This is a genomic window from Pseudomonas sp. Leaf15, from assembly GCF_001421425.1.
GTDB lineage: Bacteria > Pseudomonadota > Gammaproteobacteria > Pseudomonadales > Pseudomonadaceae > Aquipseudomonas > Aquipseudomonas salomonii.
Map to the genome: position 1 here is coordinate 89,879 of NZ_LMKI01000008.1, position 22,310 is coordinate 112,188.

At 59.8% G+C, this 22,310-nt stretch carries 17 protein-coding genes and 2 pseudogenes; 10 read left to right on the top strand and 9 right to left on the bottom strand.

The window, feature by feature from the left end; genetic code table 11:
* Positions 1 to 59 precede the first annotated feature (59 nt).
* Positions 60 to 935, bottom strand: coding sequence for a LysR family transcriptional regulator (locus ASE80_RS08075; protein ID WP_056858447.1), 876 nt, complete (start codon positions 933 to 935; stop codon positions 60 to 62).
* Between the two features lie 114 nt (positions 936 to 1,049).
* Here ASE80_RS08075 and ASE80_RS08080 point away from each other — a divergent pair, with 114 nt between their 5' ends.
* From ASE80_RS08080 to ASE80_RS08095, 4 genes are all read left to right on the top strand, one after another.
* Complete coding sequence (locus ASE80_RS08080) at positions 1,050 to 2,177, top strand: muconate cycloisomerase family protein (protein WP_056858448.1); 1,128 nt, start codon at positions 1,050 to 1,052, stop codon at positions 2,175 to 2,177.
* 12 nt (positions 2,178 to 2,189) lie between these two features.
* Entirely contained in the window at positions 2,190 to 2,480 is a 291-nt protein-coding gene (gene catC / locus ASE80_RS08085) for a muconolactone Delta-isomerase (RefSeq protein ID WP_056858449.1), read from the top strand.
* A 41-nt stretch (positions 2,481 to 2,521) separates the two neighbouring features.
* Positions 2,522 to 3,451 carry a catechol 1,2-dioxygenase gene (gene catA / locus ASE80_RS08090; protein ID WP_056858450.1) on the top strand — a complete coding sequence of 310 codons (930 nt, stop codon included), beginning with the start codon at positions 2,522 to 2,524 and terminating at the stop codon, positions 3,449 to 3,451.
* Positions 3,452 to 4,411: 960 nt separating this feature from the next.
* Positions 4,412 to 5,608, top strand: coding sequence for a multidrug effflux MFS transporter (locus tag ASE80_RS08095; RefSeq protein ID WP_056858451.1), 1,197 nt, complete (start codon positions 4,412 to 4,414; stop codon positions 5,606 to 5,608).
* Between the two features lie 199 nt (positions 5,609 to 5,807).
* On the opposite strand, the pseudogene ASE80_RS08100 reads toward ASE80_RS08095, so the two are convergent.
* Positions 5,808 to 6,110, bottom strand: a pseudogene (locus ASE80_RS08100) (MFS transporter); the annotation flags it as partial.
* 267 nt (positions 6,111 to 6,377) lie between these two features.
* On the opposite strand from ASE80_RS08100, the gene ASE80_RS30675 reads away from it, so the two are divergent.
* Positions 6,378 to 6,593, top strand: a complete 216-nt coding sequence (locus tag ASE80_RS30675; RefSeq protein ID WP_133257329.1) for a hypothetical protein — start codon at positions 6,378 to 6,380, stop codon at positions 6,591 to 6,593.
* Between the two features lie 510 nt (positions 6,594 to 7,103).
* On the opposite strand, the pseudogene tnpC reads toward ASE80_RS30675, so the two are convergent.
* Positions 7,104 to 8,666: pseudogene (gene tnpC / locus ASE80_RS08105) on the bottom strand (IS66 family transposase).
* Positions 8,667 to 8,727: 61 nt separating this feature from the next.
* The gene (tnpB, locus tag ASE80_RS30680) at positions 8,728 to 8,958 is read right to left on the bottom strand and encodes an IS66 family insertion sequence element accessory protein TnpB (protein ID WP_256534346.1); all 231 of its coding nucleotides are present in this window, start codon (positions 8,956 to 8,958) and stop codon (positions 8,728 to 8,730) included.
* Between the two features lie 1,526 nt (positions 8,959 to 10,484).
* On the opposite strand from tnpB, the gene ASE80_RS08115 reads away from it, so the two are divergent.
* Both ASE80_RS08115 and ASE80_RS08120 read left to right on the top strand, forming a co-directional pair.
* A complete protein-coding gene (locus ASE80_RS08115; protein ID WP_056858452.1) occupies positions 10,485 to 12,524 on the top strand; it encodes an NADPH-dependent 2,4-dienoyl-CoA reductase in 2,040 nt (679 codons plus the stop codon).
* Between the two features lie 57 nt (positions 12,525 to 12,581).
* A complete protein-coding gene (locus ASE80_RS08120) occupies positions 12,582 to 13,472 on the top strand; it encodes a 1-aminocyclopropane-1-carboxylate deaminase/D-cysteine desulfhydrase (protein WP_056858453.1) in 891 nt (296 codons plus the stop codon).
* On the opposite strand, the gene ASE80_RS08125 is transcribed toward ASE80_RS08120, so the two are convergent.
* The 3 genes from ASE80_RS08125 to ASE80_RS08135 form a co-directional block, all read right to left on the bottom strand.
* Complete coding sequence (locus tag ASE80_RS08125) at positions 13,469 to 14,023, bottom strand: cytochrome b (RefSeq protein ID WP_056858454.1); 555 nt, start codon at positions 14,021 to 14,023, stop codon at positions 13,469 to 13,471. The genes ASE80_RS08120 and ASE80_RS08125 overlap by 4 nt on opposite strands.
* 114 nt (positions 14,024 to 14,137) lie before the next feature.
* Positions 14,138 to 14,965 (bottom strand): phosphonoacetaldehyde hydrolase, encoded by an 828-nt coding sequence (gene phnX, locus ASE80_RS08130; RefSeq protein ID WP_056858455.1) that lies wholly within the window; start codon positions 14,963 to 14,965, stop codon positions 14,138 to 14,140.
* Positions 14,966 to 14,994: 29 nt separating this feature from the next.
* Positions 14,995 to 16,104, bottom strand: coding sequence for a 2-aminoethylphosphonate--pyruvate transaminase (locus ASE80_RS08135; protein WP_056858456.1), 1,110 nt, complete (start codon positions 16,102 to 16,104; stop codon positions 14,995 to 14,997).
* 114 nt (positions 16,105 to 16,218) lie between these two features.
* Here ASE80_RS08135 and ASE80_RS08140 point away from each other — a divergent pair, with 114 nt between their 5' ends.
* Positions 16,219 to 17,076 (top strand): LysR substrate-binding domain-containing protein, encoded by an 858-nt coding sequence (locus tag ASE80_RS08140; RefSeq protein WP_056858457.1) that lies wholly within the window; start codon positions 16,219 to 16,221, stop codon positions 17,074 to 17,076.
* Between the two features lie 174 nt (positions 17,077 to 17,250).
* Here the strand turns inward: ASE80_RS08140 and ASE80_RS08145 are convergent, their stop codons facing one another.
* Positions 17,251 to 18,123, bottom strand: a complete 873-nt coding sequence (locus ASE80_RS08145) for a LysR substrate-binding domain-containing protein (RefSeq protein WP_056858458.1) — start codon at positions 18,121 to 18,123, stop codon at positions 17,251 to 17,253.
* Between the two features lie 257 nt (positions 18,124 to 18,380).
* Between ASE80_RS08145 and ASE80_RS08155 the strand changes: the two genes are divergently transcribed.
* Together ASE80_RS08155 and ASE80_RS08160 are read left to right on the top strand one after the other, a co-directional pair.
* Positions 18,381 to 19,694 (top strand): MFS transporter, encoded by a 1,314-nt coding sequence (locus ASE80_RS08155; protein WP_056858460.1) that lies wholly within the window; start codon positions 18,381 to 18,383, stop codon positions 19,692 to 19,694.
* Positions 19,695 to 19,804: 110 nt separating this feature from the next.
* Positions 19,805 to 20,512: a YebC/PmpR family DNA-binding transcriptional regulator gene (locus ASE80_RS08160; RefSeq protein WP_056858461.1), complete on the top strand. Its 708-nt coding sequence runs from the start codon at positions 19,805 to 19,807 to the stop codon at positions 20,510 to 20,512.
* A gap of 475 nt (positions 20,513 to 20,987) precedes the next feature.
* Here ASE80_RS08160 and ASE80_RS08165 read toward each other — a convergent pair whose 3' ends face one another.
* A complete protein-coding gene (locus ASE80_RS08165) occupies positions 20,988 to 22,292 on the bottom strand; it encodes a protein kinase (protein WP_056858543.1) in 1,305 nt (434 codons plus the stop codon).
* Between the last annotated feature and the right edge of the window lie 18 nt (positions 22,293 to 22,310).

Genomic DNA, 22,310 nt, shown 5'->3' on the forward strand with positions numbered 1-22,310 from the left:
GCCATGTTCGCTGGAGGGGCGAACGGCAGCCGAATTCAGACAAGCCCGGCCAGAGGAACTCAGATCAATTCTTCCACCAAGTGCAAGCAATGTGTAAGCCCCGGCGACTGGTCATTCACCCGCCGGCTCAGAATGATCGGCGAGGTCGCGGTGGTTTCCACAACCGGCGTGTAGCCGATGTCCGCGCGGTGCAGCACCTGCACCGAGGCCGGCACCAGCGTTACGCCCATGCCCGCGCCGACCAGGCCGATGGCGGTCTGCAATTCGTTGGTCCATTGCGCCACCTTGAGGCTCAGGCCATGGGCGTCGAACAGCGCGATCACATGGTCGGCATAACTGGGGCGCGGGTTGCCGGGGTACAGCACAAACGGTTCGGCGGACAATTGCGCAAGGGTGGCGGGCGCGTCGAGCAAAGGGTGGCCGGAGGGCAGTACCGCCACCAGACGGTCCTCTACCAGGACGCGCTGGACGATGGCCGTATCGTCAATACGGATCCGCCCGAAGCCCACATCGATGCGCCCGGCCTTGAGGGCTTCGACCTGCTGCAGGGTGGTCATCTCCGACAGCCCCAATTCCAGCTCCAGCGCCTCGTGGCTGCGCAACCGCCGAATCAGTTCCGGCAACACGCCGTACAGGGTCGACGGCGCAAAGCCGATGCCCAGCCAGGTCTTCTCGCCCTGGCCGATGCGCCGGGTGTTGGCGCACACCGTGTTCAGTTGTTCTAGCAGCACATTGGCGTGCTCATAGAAAAACCGCCCGGCCTCGGTCAGCCGCAGCGGCCGGCCGCGTTCGAGCAGAATCACCCCCAGCTCATCCTCCAGTTGCTGGATCTGCCGGCTCAAGGGCGGCTGGGCAATGTGCAGGCGTTCGGCGGCGCGGGTGAAGTTAAGGGTTGCCCCCAGCACCTGGAAATAACGCAGGTGACGTAATTCCATGATCACTCCTTTCATACCCTAAAGGTATTATTTGAGACCCATTCTATATTGGATGCCATGAAAAATAGGGAACAGAATCAGCTTAAATCTAAAAAGAACTCAACAGGTATCACCATGCCCATTTGCGCCATAGAGTCGATCGAGACGATCATCGTCGACCTTCCCACCATTCGCCCGCACAAGCTGGCGATGCACACGATGCAGAACCAGACCCTGGTGATCATCCGCGTGCGCTGCGCCGACGGTATCGAAGGCATTGGCGAGTCCACCACCATTGGTGGCTTGAGCTACGGCAATGAAAGCCCCGACAGCATCAAGGTCAACATCGATCGCCATTTTGCGCCGCTGCTGATCGGCCAGGACGCCAGCAATATCAATGCGGCCATGTTGCGCCTGGAGCGCAGCATTCGCGGCAACACCTTCGCCAAGTCCGGTGTTGAAAGCGCCTTGCTCGATGCGTTGGGCAAACGTCTGAACCTGCCGGTCAGCGAACTGCTCGGCGGCCGCGTGCGTGACGCATTGCCGGTGGCCTGGACCCTGGCCAGCGGCAACACTGAAAAGGACATTGCCGAGGCCGAGAAGATGCTCGACCTGCGCCGTCACCGTATCTTCAAATTGAAGATCGGTGGCGGTGAGGTCGACCACGACCTGGCCCACGTGATCGCAATCAAAAAGGTGCTGGGCGACCGCGCCAGTGTGCGCGTTGACGTTAACCAGGCGTGGGACGAAGCGGTGGCAGTGCGCGCGTGCAAGGAGCTGGGCGACAACGGTATCGACCTGATCGAGCAACCAATTTCACGCTATAACCGCGGCGGTATGGTCCGGCTCAATCTGTCGAGCCCGGCGCCGATCATGGCGGATGAATCCATCGAATGTGTGGAGGACGCCTTCAACCTGGCCCGTGAAGGCGCGGCGTCGGTGTTCGCCCTCAAAATCGCCAAGAACGGCGGCCCCCGCGCGGTGTTGCGTACGGCTGCGATAGCAGAAGCCGCGGGCATCGCCCTGTACGGCGGCACCATGCTCGAGGGCGGTATCGGCACCCTGGCTTCGGCGCATGCCTTCCTCACGCTGAACAAGCTGGCGTGGGACACCGAGCTGTTCGGCCCGCTGCTGCTGACCGAGGACATTCTTGCCGAACCGCTGGTGTATCGGGATTTCCACCTGCATGTCTCAACCGCCCCGGGCCTGGGCCTGGCCATCGATGAAGAGCGTCTGGCGTTCTTCCGTCGTGACAAACACTAAGAGGCACCTGCCATGTTGTTCAACGTAAAAATGACCGTGAACCTGCCCCTCGATATGAACCCCGAGCGCGCCGCTGGCCTCAAGGCCGAGGAAAAAGCCTTGGCGCAGCGCCTGCAACAGGAAGGCAAATGGCGCCACCTGTGGCGCATCGCCGGGCACTACGCCAACTACAGCGTGTTCGATGTCGACAGCGTGCAGGACCTGCACGATTTGCTGATGCAACTGCCGCTCTTTCCCTACATGGCCATCGAAGTGAACGCCTTGTGCCGGCACCCTTCGTCGATCCATGAAGATGACCGCTAAGCCTGCCATTCACTCAATAATTACAAGATGAGGAAAGCACCATGTCCATCCGACTTTCACAGACCGACCACGCTCAACAGTTTCTTGAAGAGGCCAGCGGCAACCTTAACGATGGCGGCAACCCGCGCACCAAGGCGTTGGTGTACCGGATTCTGCGCGACACCGTGAACATCATCGAAGACCTGGAGGTGACCCCCGAAGAATTCTGGAAGGCGGTCAACTACCTCAACGAACTGGGCAAGAATCAGGAAGCCGGGCTGCTCGTCGCGGGGCTGGGGCTGGAGCATTACCTGGACATGTTGATGGACGCCGCCGATGTCGAGGCCGGCAAGACCGGTGGCACCCCGCGTACCATCGAAGGCCCGCTTTACGTGGCCGGTGCGCCGTTGTCCAAGTACGAAGCGCGGCTGGATGATGGGACCGATGCCGCCGCGCCTCTGTTCATGCGTGGTCAGGTGCGCGACACCGACGGCAATCCCCTGGCTGGCGCGATTGTCGATGTGTGGCAGGCCAACACCGGCGGCACGTATTCCTGGTTCGACAGCAGCCAATCGGCGTTCAATCTGCGCAGGCGCATCGAGACTGATGCCCAGGGCAATTACCGTTTTCGCAGCATCGTGCCGTCCGGCTATGGCTGCCCGCCGACCGGACCGACTCAGCAGTTGCTTGATCAACTTGGGCGTCATGGGCAGCGGCCGGCGCATATCCATTTCTTTATCTCGGCCCCGGGTTATCGTCACCTGACCACGCAGATCAATCTGTCGGATGACCCCTACCTGCACGACGACTTTGCGTATGCGACACGCGATGAGCTAATCGCCGAAATCCGCTTTAGCGATGATCCACAGCTGGCGCGGGAGTTGGGTGTGCAAGGTCGCTTTGCGCAGATTGATTTCGACTTTGAGCTCCAGGTAGCCGCTGCACCGGTAGAACAACAGCGCATGCAGCGCGTTCGTGCGCTCGAGGACTGAGCGCGGTAGGGCAGGTGAGTACCGGAGTATCCGGGATCACGGTGTGTCGGTCGGCCCATCTATCGACCGACCCACTGCAACGGGGAGCAAGCAGGCTTTAGTTGCATTTCCTGGTCAGCGGATGCTGACCAGGCTTGGCACAGAGGCTATTTGGAGAAGCTCAGCCGAATTGATTTGCCGATTCAACTATTGCATTAGACTTACTGCTACGTGTTAGCTGATAAGAAAAAATTGCCAGCCATATGAACCAGCCTGGCATCACCATCAAGACGACACTCAGCCATTTCGCGGCTGAGTACCATGCACTGTTCGCCAAATTACCGTCCCTGAGTCACTCACTGCAAGGGCCGTTTGTTATATGCGGAATTGGTCGATCAACTTCATCTGTAGATTGGCCCGTGCGTTGAGCTGACTGCTGATCTGCGCGGAATCCGCGGCCTGCTCAGTCAAGGATTTCGGTCACACCCCGGATGGTCGAGACACTGCGATTGCCGCATTGCGCTTTCTGGACGACCTGGGCTTTGAACGGTTTGGGATAAGAGCTACGTTGGCGCATGGAAATCCTAGCGATAAGGGTGATCGCGTTCGCTAAAAAATACGCGGACACCATCGCCCTTAATGCTGGAGTTCGGTAGGTGTGTTCGCCGCCCGCTTACGGCTATTCAGTCTCCGTCCTAGGTTAAAGTTATATCGTTTCGGAGAGCTTGATAATGGTATGCGTCCGGCCAAGTCATCTACCAGTGCCGGGAGTTGATCGGTATCCAGCTCCATTTCGCTGGATTGGGCACACTCCTGAATGACCTGGGCTTTGAAGGAGTTGGAGTCGGAATAGCGTGTTGGCTGCATGAAATACCCGCTTAAAAGGCTAGAACTGGTGTCCACTTAAACTTAAGTGCATACCATGTCTGGGCTTTGCGGGGTTGGGTACCCCCTCTGCTCTGAATATCGTCTGGATGTCTGATGAACCTGCGCGCGATCATTATTCTCGGTGCCTTGAGCGCCTTCGGCCCCTTGGCCGTCGACTTTTATCTGCCTGGCTTCCCTGCCATTGCCCTCGCGTTTGGCACTGACGAGAAGCATGTCCAGTTGACCCTGGCGTCATATTTTCTGGGCTTGTCCATCGGTCAACTGGCTTACGGGGCGGTGGCGGATCGCTTCGGCCGACGTGTCCCGCTGCTGTTCGGGGCTTCGCTGTTCACCCTCGCATCGCTGGCGTGTGCCTTCGCGCCGAATCTGGAATGGCTGATCGGCGCGCGCTTCGTTCAGGCGCTCGGCGGCTGTGCGGGGATGGTGATTGCCCGAGCCATTGTCAGCGACAGGTGCGATGCCGTTCAGTCGGCCAAAGTATTCTCGCAATTAATGCTGGTTATGGGCTTGGCGCCGATTCTGGCGCCCATGCTCGGCGGCTTGCTGGTCAACCTCTATGGGTGGCAGTCGATCTTCATCAGCCTGACGGCGTTCAGTGCGCTGGCTTCAATAGCCGTGGCGCTGGGCCTGCCGGAAAGCATGCCCGCCACTCATCCTCGCCAGCCTTTATCAGGCGCACTGACGCAGTACCGCCGCTTGTTGGGCGATCGTATTTTTCTAGGCCACGCGCTCACTGGCGGGATCGCCATGGCTGGGATGTTTTCTTACATCGCCGGTTCGCCGTTCGTGTTCATCAAGCTCTACGGAGTGCCGCCTGAGCACTATGGCTGGCTGTTCGGTACCAATGCGGCGGGTTTCATTCTGGTCTCGCAGCTCAATGCCCGGTTGGTGGGCAAAAAGGGGCCTGCGTTCCTGCTGTCGCGGGTTATCTGGATGTACCTCGCTGCTGCACTGGCATTGTTGGCGATTGCCGGTCTGCGCACCGAACAGCTCTGGCCCCTGCTGGTGCCCTTGTTTGTCTGCATTGCCTGCCTGGGCTCCATCACCCCCAATGCCTCAGCCTGCGCCATGAACGGGCAATGGGCGCGTGCGGGCAGCGCGTCGGCATTGCTCGGTTGCCTGCAGTTCAGTGTGGCGGCAGCAGCGGCCGCGCTGGTGGGTGTGCTTCACGATGGTACGGCGTTGCCAATGGCGCTGGTTATCTGCTCATGCGGTGCGTTGGCCGTGACGCTTGCAATGCTGACCCGCCGTTTGCAGCACAAACGTGATGTAGCGCTCCAGGGCTCATAGGAGATTACTCGATGCTTCACCGCCGAGTAACGAAACAGGTACATACGGCAATGATCAGCAAGGCCAGAAACATGCCGCCGAAGCCTTGGGACAGGCCCAGGTTCCAGCCGGAATACTGCCCCGCCACCACCGCACCGACGCCGAAAATCAGCAGGGTGAAGAAGCCTGCATGACGCTGCAGGCGACGTTGCTCAAAGTAAAGCACCCAGAGGTCAGCGGCTTTGATGGCTCGGTTGATTGCTGCCAGTAGCGAGCCTCCGAACATGCCAAGGAGGAAACCAATCCCGGCGACGATCTTGGGCTCGGTGACACTCAGGTAGGCGCTGACCATGCTCGTCAGGTACAGCGAGCAGGCAGCACCCGTAACCAAGAACACCATCCAGGCGCGCCAGTCGGGCAAGTCGTCCTTGTGCCACCAGCTCGCAACTACGGCCCCAATGAGGCCCGCAATCAAAAATTCGAACCTGTCGATCTTGTCGAGCAGGCGCTGTAGATACTCCATGCGCTCGATTCCGTGGGGCATGTTTTTTGGAATTGAATCGGCTCACACAGCACTCCCAGCTCGGAGCAATGGGTGTGGTGGGTCGGAAACGAAAAAGCAGCGGGAGGTGTCAAGTCTCGGAAAGGCGCCTAACTGGTAGCACAAGTTTTCACGCTATTGATTCGAAAGCACTGGACCCATTAATCGCTGGTTAATCCCGACCTCTGAGAATGGCAAACGGAAGCGTGGCAGCAGTAGCTTCCATGACCATTATCAGAGAGATGCAAAATGAACCTTCGCAAGCTTGCCATTATTTCACTGCTCAGCATCAGTGCCACTAGCGCGCTCGCTGAAGGCGGTGCTGACCGTTTGATACAACGAAATTTGGAACAGCAGCAGGCCCATCTGGCCGCTCAAAAGTCCGCAGAGACAAAGTCAGAAATCGCAAAAAAACAGCCGAGTGTTGATGCCCCTAAAACTCAGTCGAGTTCAAACGATAGCTGACATCTGGCCGCTGGTAGGTCGCCCTTAGGTGGCTTGCCACAAGCATATGAGACAACCGCTACCCAATCGCTGGAGCCCAGCTTCGCTCCCCTAACAGCTAGTGCTCCCAAAGGCTGCCCTGGCTGCAGTGAAACTCAGGCAATAAAATCTATGGTCACCCCCATTTTTGCAATACTGGGTGACGTGGTTGGCTTGCTTAAATCTATCCGGCGTCTGTTTGGGGCAGGCCCCAGCGCCACGATGAGAGTCGCGCCTGACGATCTTTAAAAAACCGTCGGCTTCTGAAGCTGATTTTTATGTCAGGATTTTCGTCAGGCCGGTGCGCCGTTCACATCATCTGTTGTTCAGCTATCGCAAAACCTGAAGGTGAATAGTTCTACTGCAACAACCGCAGGGTCAGGCGTTCAAGGCGTCTGGCCCTGTTTCATATTGCGTATGGTGAGCGGCTATTGCCCGAGCGATACGCGCCAGTTTGTTAGCCAGTGCACAAGCCACGTAAGCGCCTGGGCATCACACCTTGCGTGATGAAACCGGCTGCCACCATGCGGCAGCAACTGATCGATTTCACTCGCCCGCTGCGTCGGCAGGCGCGTAAGCACATCCTTCAGATAAGCATACGGATCATGACCATTCAGCCGCGCAGACTGGATCAAGCTCATGATCGCCGCCGCCCGTTTTCCGCTGCGTAGCGAGCCTGCAAAGAGCCAGTTCTTGCGCCCAAGAGCCCATGGCCTGATTTGGTTCTCAGCCCAATTATTGTCTATGGGCACGGCCCCGTCATCGAGGTAGCGCGACAGCGCTGCCCAGCGTTTTAGGCTGTAATCGAGTGCATCTGCTGATGCCTGAACCTTCGGGTACAAGCTCGCGCTGGGCGCTCATCCAGGCATGTAGCGTGTCCATTACCGGGACGGCTTTTTCTTGCCGTATTCGGCGCCGTAAATCCGGTTCCAGGTCGCGGACTTCGCTCTCGATTTCGTACAGCAACTGGATATAGCGCAAGGCTTGCTCAGCAAGCGTGCTTTTATTCGTAGCATGCAGCTCGAAGAATTTGCGCCGCGCATGGGCCATGCACCCGATCTCGGTCACGCCGAGTTCGAAACTGGCTTTGTAACCGCCAAAATCATCGCAGACCAGTTTGCCCTTCCAGTCTTTCAGGAAGTTGCGAGCGTGCTCACCGGCGCGGCTGGGGCTGAAATCGTAAACCACCGCTGACAGATCCGAGAATTGGCTGGTGGCGTAGGCCCAAACATAGGAGTGATGGGTTTTCTTTGTTCCCGGCATGAGCATCTGCACCGGTGTTTCATCGGCATGAATAACCTGCTGCCCGAGTACCGCTTCGTGTAGCGCATCGACCAGCGGCTGCAACTGAACCCCAGTAACGCCAACCCATTGAGCCAAGGTTGAACGGGGAATCGCCAGGCCCGCTCGACCGAAGATCGATTCCTGACGGTAAAGCGGCAGATGGTCAGCAAACTTGGCAATCATGAAGTGGGCCAGCAGCCCGGCGGTTGGGATACCCTTGTCGATGATCTGAGCCGGAACCGGTGCCTGGATAAGCGTTTCGCAGTCAGCGCAGACCCATTTGCCACGTATATGACGCTCGACGGTGAACACGCCCGGTGTGTAATCCAACTTCTCACTGACATCTTCACCGATGCGTTTGAGCGCGCAGCCGCATGGGCAGTGAGTGTTGTCGGGTTCGTGATGGATCAGTGTGCGTGGAAACTCAGCCGGCAATGCAGTGCGCTTGGGCTTCTGCTTTTTCTCGGTCGATGCGGGTACTGTTTGCAAGGCTTGAAGCTCGGCTTCAATTGCGGCGATATCGGTATCGATCAGGTCATCGAGCAAGCTGGCCTGCTCAGGGTTCATCTGCTCGCTGCGCTTGGCAAATTTCAAGCGTTTGAGCTGCGCGATCTCGAAGGTCAGCTTCTCGATCACCGTCTGATCGCGGTTGATCTTCTTGCCCATGGTTTCGACCGTCTTACCCATTGCTTCGACTTGCAAGAGCAACTGCGCAGCTAAGGCACGCAGTTGGTCGGGGGACATTTGGTTGAGGTTGGGTGAAGAAGTCATGCTGCGGATTTTGCCAGAGCAGGCCGTTCGCAGCGATACACCGATAGGCTAATAGCCGCCGTTAAAGCAGTGTGATCACACCGCCAGCCCCAGCGCGCTGCCAAGGCAAGCCCAGCACTAAAGCCTGAAGTTGCTCGGTATCCAACTCAAGTTCAGAGCCTTGACGAATTCCTGGCCAGTGAAACTTTCCTTGATTCAATCGGCGGGCAGCCAGCCAGATGCCAAACCCATCATGCACCAGGACTTTCATGCGAGTGGCGCGGCGGTTGGCGAATAGATAAGCACAGTGCAGCTTCGCCGCACCGACACCGCGATCACCCTGGCCAACGCCGTGTCGGTGCCAGCACGCATGTCCATGGGTTCGGTGGAGAGCCAGATGGCATCGATGCGGATCATTGGGTGAGCCCTCGAATGAGTCGGGCGCATCCTTCGGGATCGTAAATTGGCCACTTCACCGTAAGCGTTTGCTGGCCAATCGGTAATTCAATGATCGCCGACGCTTGAGCTACTGGTTTCGATTCGACTTTCAAAGGAATGAACGCTTGTCGCAAAACTGACATTTCTTCAGCAATTCAACATTGTGCTTAGCCCACACTTTAACCTCAGGAAGAAAGCGACGCCAATACGTGTATCCCAGATTTTGGCGAACCTCGTCGGCGCAGGCAGGGAAGTAAGCGCTCTGCTCCGACGCTCTGTCGAGCTTCTCGTATATGAATAAGTAATCACGAGCTGAAAATGAATGGTTGAATCTTGACTTAAAAACAGCTTTCAAGGGATGGTTAGTATGTTGACGAAGTAGTCTGTTGAAAGCCAAAGCATCCGTGCCAGCCGAGATGATCAAAAATTAATTTTACCTGCCTAGAGCTCCAATTACAGCGTGATAAACTTTCTGCAACTTTTTTGTCGAGAACAAGATTTTGGATGAACGGGTTTCGTTTAGCATGCGAACGTAAAGATTCGTCGTTCTGAATTCGCGTTATCAGGCGCTCGCCAAGACAGGCAGGAAGGTCGTGGGAAGTTAGAATCAGAGGCGTGACAGGAGCCGAGGTGGGTGACCCTCGTTGACTCCTGCGACGGCCATAATTTTCTTGAGACAGCTTTAATTTTCTAAAATCATTGAAGAGTCCATTCCCATTGAACCCCCTGGACAGCACCAGTGTGTCATCGTGTCTGCAACGAGAAAGCGGCTTGCGATTTTTGAAGGGTGATTGGCGATCTCCCATTTGCATTCTTACGACGTTCAAATCGACATTACTAACATTATGTTTTGCGGGAAAGCACCATTGTGAGTTCTCTATGAGCGATCGAAGTGAAGGTACGAAATAAAGTCTGTCGGAAATAAATAAAAGCTGTCGCTGGCGCCTTCGAACCCCCCGATTGAGTAACCGGTGACACTTTTTTTCCGGGCCACCGTGCTCGGGACGCACTTCAGGGTTTTGACGAGCAAATGATCTACTGCACATCCGGCCGTATAGACAACTGGGCATAGCAGCTATTGTGGAAGATATCTTAGGCACTATTGCACCCTTTTTGCGGTGTTGCCCCTGGTTTCATCTTCTAAACCGGAGTTCGCAAGGCACGTGGTTTTCATTTTTAAGTGCAAATAATCTCATCACAAGTGAAAACCCATGGCAGGGTTCGCGACTAGGGTAGGGCGCATGCAGCGGCTTGCCAAGGGGCACTGTGCATTTGGATCAATAACTTGTCAGTTACGGTCATTGAGCGGTAGTCCATCGCCTCTTAGTCTGTGGGACATAAACCGATGGCAGGCCATTCGAGCCTGCCACGTCCCGTGATGATCCGTTGTGGAGCTGTACCATGACCGCTGCTGCCTACCCGCACCTGCTGGCCCCGTTGGACCTGGGTTTTACCACCTTGCGCAACCGCACCCTGATGGGCTCGATGCACACCGGCCTGGAAGAAAAGCCCGGCGGTTTCGAACGCATGGCCGCCTATTTTGCCGAGCGCGCCCGTGGCGGCGTTGGCCTGATGGTCACCGGTGGCATCGGCCCGAACGATGAAGGCGGCGTGTACGCCGGTGCCGCCAAGCTGACCACCGACGAAGAAGCGCAAAAGCACAAGATTGTCACCCAGGCCGTGCACGAAGCCGGCGGCAAGATCTGCATGCAGATCCTCCACGCCGGGCGTTATGCCTACAGCCCCAAGCAGGTGGCACCGAGCGCGATCCAGGCGCCGATCAACCCGTTCAAGCCCAAGGAGCTGGACGAGGAGGGCATCGAGAAGCAGATCCAGGACTTTGTCACCTGCTCGCTGCTGGCCCAGGTTGCCGAGTACGACGGCGTGGAAATCATGGGGTCCGAAGGCTACTTCATTAACCAGTTCCTCGCCGCCCACACCAACCATCGCACCGACCGTTGGGGTGGCAGCTACGAAAACCGCATGCGCCTGGCCGTCGACATCGTGCGCCGGGTACGCGAAGCGGTAGGCCCGAATTTCATCATCATCTTCCGCCTGTCGATGCTCGATCTGGTGGAAGGCGGCAGCACCTGGGAAGAGATCGTGCAGCTGGCCAAGGCCATCGAAGGCGCGGGTGCGAGCATTATCAACACCGGTATCGGCTGGCACGAAGCGCGTATCCCCACCATCGCCACCAAGGTGCCGCGTGGCGCGTTCAGCAAGGTCACCGCAAAGCTGCGTGGCGCGGTGCAGATTCCGTTGATCACCACCAACCGCATCAACACCCCGGAAATCGCCGAGCAGATTCTGGCCGAAGGCGATGCGGACATGGTCTCGATGGCGCGGCCGTTCCTGGCCGACCCGGAATTCGTCAACAAGGCCGCGGCCGGCCGCGCGGATGAAATCAATACCTGCATCGGCTGCAACCAGGCCTGCCTGGACCACACCTTTGGCGGCAAACTCACCACCTGCCTGGTCAACCCGCGTGCCTGCTACGAGACCGAGCTGAACTACCTGCCGGTCAAGCAGATCAAGAAAATCGCGGTGGTCGGTGCCGGGCCTGCGGGGCTGGCGGCGGCCACCGTGGCGGCAGAGCGCGGCCACCAGGTGACCCTGTTCGATTCGGCCAGCGAGATCGGCGGCCAGTTCAATATCGCCAAGCGCGTGCCGGGCAAAGAAGAGTTCTTCGAAACCCTGCGCTACTTCAAGCGCAAATTGCAGACCACCCATGTCGAGCTGTGTCTCAACACCCGAGTGGATGTGGCGCAACTGGTGGCGGGCGGTTACGACGAGATCATCCTGGCCACCGGCATTGCGCCGCGCACCCCGGCGATTCCAGGCGTCGACAACGCCAAGGTGCTGAGCTACCTGGACGTGATTCTGCAGCGCAAGCCGGTGGGCAAGCGCGTGGCGGTGATCGGCGCCGGCGGCATCGGCTTCGACGTCTGCGAGTTCCTTGTGCACGCGGGCGTGTCCACCAGCCTGGACCGCGAAGCGTTCTGGAAAGAGTGGGGCATCGACACCCAGTTGCAAGCCCGTGGCGGCGTGGCCGGCATCAAGCCGCAACCCCACGCACCGGCACGTGAAGTGTTCCTGCTGCAACGCAAGACCTCCAAGGTCGGCGACGGCCTGGGCAAGACCACCGGCTGGATCCACCGCACCGGTTTGAAGAACAAGCAGGTGCAGATGCTCAACAGCGTTGAGTACCTGAAGATTGATGACGAAGGCCTGCATATCCGCATCGGCGCCGAGGGCGAACCGCAGGTGCTGGCAGTGGACAATATCGTCATCTGCGCCGGGCAAGACCCGCTGCGCGAACTGCAGGACGGCCTGGTTGCCGCCGGCCAGAACGTGCACCTGATCGGCGGCGCCGATGTGGCGGCCGAACTGGATGCCAAGCGCGCCATCAACCAGGGTTCGCGCCTGGCGGCCGAGTTGTAAAACGACGAAAGGGGCGGTGTTAGACTACCGCCCCTTTTTTCATGCAGATACCGCTCGATGGGCCCCTTCGACTGGCTTCCCCACGCACCGCTTGAACCGGTGCAGCTCGACTGGCTGAACGGCGTCGAGTTGGCCGTGCTGCGCCTGGACTGCATCGATCCACTGATCAGCGGCAACAAGTGGTTCAAGCTCACCCAGCACCTGGCCAATGCGCAAGCCGTCGGTGCCCGTGGTGTTATCAGCCTCGGTGGCGCCCACTCCAACCACTTGCACGCGCTGGCGGCCGCCGGCAAACGCTTTGGTTTCGCCACCGTCGGCCTGTTGCGCGGCCATCCTCAAGACACGCCCACTGTGCTGGACCTCAAAGCCTTCGGCATGCAGCTGTATTGGCTGGGTTATGGCGGCTATCGCGCGCGGCATGAGCCGGGTTTCTGGTTGCAGTGGCGCGAACAGTACCCCGATCTGTATCCCGTGCCCGAAGGCGGCGGCGGGTTGGCGGGTGCCATGGGTTGCGGGGTGTTGGTCGAGCACGTGCGGGCGCAATTAAATCGCCTGGGCTGGGATGATTACCACGGGTGGTGGCTGGCGGCAGGTACGGGCACCACACTGGCCGGGTTGGCGCTGGCCGAGGCGGGCGCGCATCAGGTGTATGGCGCAATGGCCGTGCCGGATGATCATGGGGTTGCACAGAATGTGCAGACGATTGTGCCGGGCGGTTATGAGCTGCTGGAGGGGAGCCGAGGTGGTTTTGCCAAGGTCGATCCGGTATTGCTCGACTTTATCCATACCACCGAACAGGCCTGTGGCTTGCCGCTTGAACCGCTCTATACCGGCAAGGCACTCCTGGCGTTGAAGCAACAGATCGAGGCCGGACGCTTCACACCCGGCACCCGCCTGATCTTCGTGCACACCGGCGGCCTGCAAGGCCGCCGAGGCTTTACCACCTAGCGTAAGCTCCCACCTGGCATCATTCGCAAAGCCGTATTATCGCGCAGGATGTAGTGATGGAAGATCCCCGCCAGCGCATGCAGCCCGATCAGCCAATAACCAACCTTGCCGAACAGCACATGCCAACTCTCAATCTCCTTGGCCAGCGCTTTGTTCTGCGCAATCAACGGCGGCAATTCAATCCCATAAAACATCACCGAATGCCCTTCGGCACTGACGATCAGCCAGCCCGCAATCGGCATCCCGATCATCAACGCGTACAACGCAACGTGCATCAGTGTGGCCAACACCGTCTGCCATTGCGGCGGTGTGGGCACGATCTTCGGCGCAACCCCCAGGCTGCGTGCAAACAGGCGCAGCCACACCAGCACAAACACGGTAAGGCCGAACATAAAGTGCATTTCGACAATCAGGGTTCGCGCACCACTGCCTTTGGGGAACTGGCCGCGTAACTCTATGCAGGCGTAAACCACCGCCAGCAGCACCACCATCAACCAGTGCAGCGCAATCGACATGGTGCTGTAGCGGGTATCGGAGTTTTTCCACGGCATCGCTTGGTTCCTCACTCATCAGGGCATACCTCCGTTCTTTCGCGACGGAGTGCGTTAACTGTATGCCGGTTTTGAGTGGTTCGCCTGGCGTAAATGCTGTTGTTTTGACCTCGATCAGTGGCTTTGCGGCATTTCACCCCGCGCCAGGCGCTGGTTGATATCGGTGATCACCGCCGGCAGGTCGTTGATGGTGTCGATCAGGTAGTGCGGGCGCGAGCCTTCGAACAGCTTCTCGATGCGTGTGCGCTCGCTGGCCAGGGCGGCGGCGTCCAGGTCACGAAATTGCGCGTAGGTCAGGCCCAGTGCATTGCCGGAGCAGGTCAGTGCCACGGTCCACATGCCGGCACGACGGCCTTCGAGGATGCCCGGCACGGTGTCATCGACCTTCACGCACGCCGCCACATCGTCAATGCCCAGCGCTATCACGTTGGCCAGCGCCTGGGCCGGCCAAGGGCGGCCGTTGGGCACTTCGTCGGTGGCGACCACGTGGTCGGCGACGTAGCCGTTGGTGGCGGCCAGGGCGACCACTTTGTCCATCACCTGCTTGGGGTAGCCGGAGCAGGAGCCGATCTTGATGCCTTGCACACGCAAGCGCGCGATGGTGTCGAGGGCGCCGGGGATCAGGGCCGAGTGCTCGGCGATTTTCTCGATCTGCAAGGGCATGAAGCGCTGGTAGATCGAGGTCACGTCGTCATCGGTCGGCGTGCGGCCAAAGGCCTTGCGGTAACGTTCGGCGACCTGCGGTTGGTCGCACAGGGTGCGGATATGGTCCCACTTGCCCATGCCCATCGGGCCACGGGCTTCTTCGATGGAGACTTGCACGTCGAACTCGGCAAACGCCTCGACAAAGATCTGCGTGGGCGCGAAAGAGCCAAAGTCGACCACGGTGCCGGCCCAGTCGAGGATCACGGCCTGGAGGGTGTTGGGGTTTTGATAGTTCATGGTTCAAATCCTGTGGGTAATGGGGGCAATCAGATGTCCAGCACTTCCATTTCTTGCAGCACCTGGCCGATCGCCTCGACCGCCGCCTGCATGCCCTGCGCGTCAACGTGGCCGATGCAGCCGACGCGGAAGGTTTCCACCTGGGTTAATTTGCCGGGGTAGAGAATGAAACCCTTGGCCTTGACCCGCTCGTAGAAGTCCTTGAACTGGTAGCGCGGGTCTTTTGGCGCATGGAAGGTGACGATGATCGGCGCCTGGATGGCGGCTGGCAGGAAGCTGCGCAGGCCGAGTGCGGCCATGCCGTCGAGCAGCGTCTGGCAGTTGTCGGCGTAGCGTTGATGACGTGCGGGCAGGCCGCCTTCTTCCTGGTATTGCAGCAAGGCTTCGTGCAGCGCGGCGACCACGTGGGTCGGCGGCGTGAAGCGCCATTGGCCGGTCTTGGCCATGTAGCTGTGCTGGTCGAACAGGTCCATCGCCAGGGAATGGCAGTTGCCTTGGGCGCCCGCCAGTGCCTGTTTGTCGGCGAAGACAAAGCCCATGCCCGGCACGCCTTCCAGGCATTTGCCCGAGGCGGCGATCAGCGCGTCAAACGGCACTTCGCGGGCGTCGATTGGCAGCGCGCCGAAGGAGCTCATGGCGTCGATGATCAGGCGTTTATCGTGCTGTTTAACCACCTGCGCGATGTCCGGCAGCGGGTTGAGAATGCCGGTGCTGGTTTCGCAGTGGATCAACGCGACGTGAGTGATGGCTGGGTCTGCGTGCAGCAGGCGGTCGACGTCGGCGGCGGTGGTGGGCTCGTCTTCAGCGGTTTCGAAGGTGCTGAAATCGCGGCCGAGCACTTCGCAGATCTTCGCCAGGCGCTTGCCGTAGGCGCCGTTGATCAGCACCAGTACCTTGCCGTTACTCGGCACCAGGGTGCCAATGGCCGCTTCGACGGCAAAGGTGCCGCTGCCTTGCAGGGGCACGCAGTGGTGGCTGTCGGTGGCGTGCAGGATCGCCAGCAATTGTGTGCAGACGCTGGCGGTCAGTTGGTTGAAGCGGTCATCCCAAGACCCCCAATCCACCATCATTGCCTGACGGGTGCGGTTCGAAGTGGTCAAGGGGCCAGGGGTCAGCAGGATCGGCGCGGCAGTGCTCATCTCAAGTCCTCGCAAGGTCATTGGGGGGTGAAGCTACGGCGCCTAAATTGCAGTTTGGCTTGTCATCAATCAAATTGTTTGTTGTTATGCGAGCTATCAGTGAGGCCGATAGCTATGAATTTGTTTCAACTGCGTGCATTCGATGCCGTGGCCCGCGAGGGCAGCTTTACCCGTGCGGCCGCTCGGTTGTTCATCAGTCAACCGGCGGTGACCGGGCATATCAAGGCCCTGGAAGAGCACTACCAGATCGCACTGTTGCGTCGCACCGCCCGACGGGTGGAGTTGACCGAGGAGGGCACGCGCCTGGCGGCGATTACCCGGGCGATTTTCGGCCTGGTGGACGAGGCGCAGGTGCTGCTTGAAGCCAATCGACAGTTGCTCACCGGGCGCCTGGAAGTAGCGGCAGACGGCCCGCACCTGGTGATGCCGATGATCGCCAGCCTGCGTGCCCGTTACCCCGGCATCACCGTGAACCTGCGCCTGGGCAATGCCCAGGAAACTCTGGCGGCACTGCTCTCCGAACATGCGGATGTGGCGGTGCTGACAGAGGTGGAACCGCGCAATGGCCTGCACCTGCAGCCGTTGAGTGAGTCGCGGATTTGCGCACTGGTCCCGGCCAGCCACCCGTGGGCGGCCTTGCCAAAGGGCATTCGTCTGGAACAGCTCAACGAGGTGATCATGGTGCTGCGCGAGCCCAGCTCCATCACGCGGCGAACCTTCGATGAGGCGTGTGAGGTTTCGGGTGTGCAGCCCAAGGTGCTGCTGGAACTGGACAGCCGCGAGGCGGTGACCGAGGCCGTGGCGGCCGAGTTGGGCGTGGGCGTGGTGTCGTCGATGGAGGTCAGCCAGGACCCGCGCGTGCAGGCGGTGGCGATTCAGGGCGATGGGTTGTTGAACCGGCATATGCTCGGCTGCATGGAGCGGCGCCGCTCGTTGCGGCTGATTCAGGCGTTCTTTGAGTTGGCGTCTTGAGGTATCCGAGGCGACCCAATCCCCCTTTGTGGCGAGCAGGCTTGCCCTGCGTTGGGCTGCGCAGCGGCCCCAAAACCAGGCGCTGAGTTTTTTCAGGAAAAATACAGTGTCTTCACTGGGCCTGCTTCGCAGGCCAACGCAGGGCAAGCCTGCTCGCCACAATAGCTTGCAAATTCAGCGCAAACTGTCCCGGACAATATCCAGAAACGTCGCCACCACCCGCCGCGAACTCTGCTCCTTGAGGCACACCAGCGTTTCCTTCATGCGCTGACTGCAATCGCGGATCGGCATGGCATACACCCGCGAGTCGGCGCCGAGTTCCGCTGCCGACACCACGCCCACGCCAATCCCCACCACCACCGCCTCCCGTGCGGCTTCGCGGCCCTCGACCTGGATCGCCGGGCGGATACGCAGCCCGGCCTGGCGCATTTCCTGCTCCAGGGTCTGACGGGTGACCGAGCCGATTTCCCGCAGCACCAGCGGTGTGTCATCCAGGTCGGCCAGGCAGATGGATTCCCGCCCGGCCCACGGGTGGTTGCGTGCCACAAAGGCGAGCAGTTGCTCATCGGGCAGCGGCAACGACAGCAGGCGTTCATCGTCGACATCGCGCCCCAGCAGGGCCAGGTCGGCCTGGTAGTTGTACAGGCGAAACAGCGACTCGTCGGTGTTGCCGGTTTCGATCTTCACGCTGATCCCCGGATACAACTGGCAGAAGCGTGCGATCTGCGGCAACACGTGCACGGGCGCGTCCACGGCCAGGGTGAGGGTGCCGGTGAGCAGGGCGCGGGAGTCTTGCAGCAGCTCTTCGGCTTCGGCCTCGATCACAAACAGGCGCTGGGTGATGCCGAGCAGGCGTTCGCCCAGGTCGGTAAGGCGCACGGCCCTTTTGTTGCGGTGAAACAGCAGCACGCCGAAACGTTCTTCGAGCTTGCGCACCTGGTCGGAAATCGCCGGCTGCGTGAGGAACAGGCGTTCAGCGGCCTGAGTGAAGCTGCCGTGTACGGCCACGGCGTGGAAGGCTTTGAGCTGGGCGTGGGAAACCGACATCGCAGATCCTCTTACAAGCTGAGCTTATAGTTGAAATACGATAAATCGATTTTACCTATTAGTCAGCCATTGCTTTGATACGCCCCAGTCGCCGAAGGTTGAGTCCTACAACCTCGGTGGCCATGGGTTCTGCCAAGCCGGACCCATCTGACCAATGCCGCGCCCTCCAGGGCCTTGCATTGCAGTGCTCAACCATAAAAACAACAGGCATTTGCTTCTCGATCCTGCCGGCACACTCACCTGAGGTCAGAACCACCATGAATATCCAAACGGGTAGCATCAAGCGTTGGCGCGTGCAGATTTTCGCCATCACCTGGCTGGCGTACGCCGCGTTCTATTTCACTCGCAAAGCGTTTTCGGTGGCCAAGCTGGGCATCGTCGATGACCCCAGTTTCCCCCTCGACAAAATGATGATGGCCAACCTCGATGGCCTGTACCTGGCGGCCTATGCCGTGGGGCAGTTCACCTGGGGCATGCTCGCCGACCGCTTCGGGCCACGGATGGTGGTGCTGGGCGGGTTGTTGATTTCCGCCGCGGCGGCGTTGGTGATGGGCACCTTTGCCACCTTGCCGATCTTTATCACTTGCATGTTGATTCAAGGCCTGGCGCAGTCCACCGGCTGGTCGGGGCTGTGCAAGAACCTCGGCAGCTTCTTCCCGTCGCAGCAACGCGGGCGGGTGCTGGGCTTGTGGAGTTCGTGCTACGCCTTTGGTGGCCTGGTGGCATCGCCCTTCGCCGGCTGGTGGGCCTATACGCTGATCGGCACTTGGCATGCGGCCTTTATTTCCAGTGCGGCGGTGGTGGCGGTAGTGGCCGTGCTGTTCTTTATCTTCCAGCGCAATACACCGCAGGATGTCGGCTTGCCGGCGGTTGAGCCGGAGCCGGTCGTGGCGGGCGACGCACAGCGCGTCAGCGTGCTGGAACCGTTGCGCGCGATCCTGCGTAACCGCACGGTGCTGACCTTGGGCCTGGCGTACTTTCTGTTGAAGCCGGCGCGTTACGCGATCCTGTTGTGGGGGCCGGTGATCGTTTATGAGCAAATGCCCTCGGTGGGCAAGGTCGGCGCGGCCATCGTGCCCACGGCGTTCGAGTTGGCCGGGTTGTTGGGGCCGATCATGATCGGGCTGGCGTCCGACAAACTTTTCGGCGCCCGGCGCATGCCGGCCTGTGTGCTCAGCCTGCTTGCGCTGACCGTGGCCCTGGCGCTGTTCATGGGCGCGCTGCACACCGGCAGCGTGATGCTGGTGATGGCCCTGCTGTTTGTGATGGGCCTGACCCTGTACGGGCCGGACTCAATGATCAGCAGCACCGCGGCCATCGACTTCGGCACCGCCAAGGCCGGCGCCACGGCGGCAGGCTTTGTGAACGGCTGCGGTTCGGTGGGGGCGATTCTTGGCGGCCTGCTGCCGGGCTACTTCGATACGGTCACGGTGTTTATCGTATTTGCCGGCGCGGCGTTGTTTTCTTCGCTGGTGCTGATGCCTTACTGGAACGCCAGGCCTGCGGTGCTGGCCCAGGTCGGCGACTTTGTGCCAGAGCGCAACGTCACGATCAAACCCTTGCGCACCTGAGGCACCTGGCCGGTTTTTTGGTGGATTAGAGTGTTTTTGCGCTATAAACTCTGCCCCCAAAGCGCCGGCCAGTAGACGTTTCGGCGCGATGGACGAAAAGAGAGTGAGTCATGGGCGCACAGTGGAAAGTCAAACATAAAGAAGCGGCATCCAATGCCAAGGGCAAGATCTTCGGCAAGTTGGTGAAAGAAATCACCATCGCCGCCCGCAACGGCGCTGACACCGCGACCAACGCCCACCTGCGTTTGGTGGTCGAGCAGGCTAAAAAAGCCTCGATGCCCAAGGAAACCCTGGAACGCGCGATCAAGAAAGGCGCCGGTCTGCTCGGTGAAACCGTGCAGTACCACCGCGTGACCTACGAAGGTTTTGCCCCGCACCAGGTGCCGCTGATCGTCGAGTGCGTGACCGACAACATCAACCGTACCGTGGCGGAAATCCGCGTGGCGTTCCGTAAGGGCCAGCTTGGCGCTTCCGGTTCCGTGGCGTGGGATTTCAACCACGTCGGCCTGATCGAAGCTTCGCCGGACAGCCCGGATGCTGACCCTGAAATGGCCGCTATCGAAGCGGGTGCGCAGGACTTTGAAGACGGCGAAGAAGAAGGCAGCACCTTGTTCATCACCGAAACCACCGACCTCGACGCGGTGCAAAAAGCCCTGCCGGAGCAGGGTTTCACCGTGTTGTCGGCCAAGCTGGGCTACATCTCCAAGAACCCGGTAAGCGGTCTGACTGATGAACAGATGGCTGAAGTCGAAGCCTTCCTGGAAGGGTTGGACAACCATGATGACGTGCAGGATATGTTTGTTGGGTTGGCTGGCTGATTTATAACTGAATAGATTCCGGCAAAAATGTGGGAGCTGGCTTGCCTGCGGTAGCGGTTTGTTGGTGTACATATCCTTTGCTGCGGTAACGGCTGCTTAGGGTTCCGCCCTGACGGCGTGTCACTTTTGGCAAACGCCCGGAATGCCGGCCCAGCCAAAAGTAACCAAAAGGTCTGTGCCCCACCACTTGGCACCTCGCTAATGCTCGGTGTGCCCTCACTCCGCAAGCCTGCGTTCGGCCATCGTGGTTGACGGGGCGCCTCAGATCAAAATCAAGATCAAGATCTACAGCACGGCGGCCTGAAAGCCGACCTGAGTGGTTAGATCAAAAGCCAAAGCGGATCTGAATACACTGAAGAGCTGCTTTTCTGTGGGAGCTGGCTTGCCTGCGATGCAGACACCTCGGTACATCAGGCACACCGAGTTGATGCTATCGCAGCGGTGCGACGATTCGACAAGCCAGCTCCCACATTGTTTAGTGGTGTGCCAGAGGTTGCAGCAGCGCCTCGATCTCTTCAAAGCTCGGGCGCGCCAGTACATCGGGCTGGCAGCAGCTTTGTTGCAGCGCCACCAGCGCTTCACTGTCGAAGCCTTTGTCTACCCGCTCCAGCAATTCCCCCAGCAACACCCCGAACGCACGCACTTCAATGCGCCGCAACGCCCTGGTTTCCAGGGTGTCCGCCGTCCCATGGAACGACGCTCCGCCAAAGTCCCCGAGCAGACAGTCACCCGCGGCATTCCACAGGATATTGTGGCCGTACAGGTCGCCGTGGGTGATGCCGTGCCGGTGCAGGTGCGCCGCCACCGAGGCGATGCCGCGTGCCATGCGCAAGGCCACTTCAGCGCTGAAGCGCGTGCCCGGCGCATAAACGTCGCGGGTGCATGATGCCAGGCTCGGCAAGGCTGCGAGGTTGCGGTAACTCGGGTCGATCAGGTCCATCACCAGGGCCGCCTGGTCTTCCGGGTGGCCGATCACGCGCCCCTCCACCTTGATCAGGTTCGGGTGCAGCCCGGCGGCGATGCAGGCCTGCATTTCATGCAGCGGCGAGCCGTCGCTGGTGATCGTGCCTTTGTAGAGTTTGACCGCGACCGGCAACGCTTGCGGCTTCCACAGCGCCTTGCGGATGATCCCCGAAGCGCCTTCGCCCAACACCTCGCCCAGTTCCAGTTCAGACCAGGGGATATTCGGCGTTGCATCGTCGTTCGCCACTTCAACGGCCATTTCCACCGGGTTACCGGCATAGGCCAGCCAGGTCAGGCTCGGCAGCGTCAGCAGCCATGGCGGCAGCTGAGTGAAGCGGTTGGAGGCGATGCGCAGCAGTTCGAGGTTTTTGCAGTTGACCAGGCTAGGCGGCAGGTCCGTCAGGTGATTGCCGGCCAGCATCAGCTTTTGCAGCAGGGGCCGCTCGCCCAGCTCGCCGGGCAACTGGCCAATGCAGTTGTCGGTGAGGATCAGCCAGCGTAACTGTGGCGGCAACGCGGCGGCGGGTACATGGCTGATCTGGTTGGCCTTGAAGCCGATCATGCTCAGGTTGGCGCACTGGCCCAGGCACGCGGGCAGCTCAGTGAAGGCGTTGTCCGAGCAGAACAGCACGCGCAGGTGCGTCAGCCGATGCAGATCGTCGGGCAGGCGGCTCAGGGCATTGCCGGTGAGGTTGAGGATTTCCAGGCTGTCGGCCAGCGCGAAGATTTCCGGCGGGAATTCGGTCAGCCCGCAAGACAGGTCCAGGCGTTTGATACCGGCCAATTGGCCAGCCTTGAGTTGGGCGAGGGTATTCATGAACGGCGCGGTCACTCG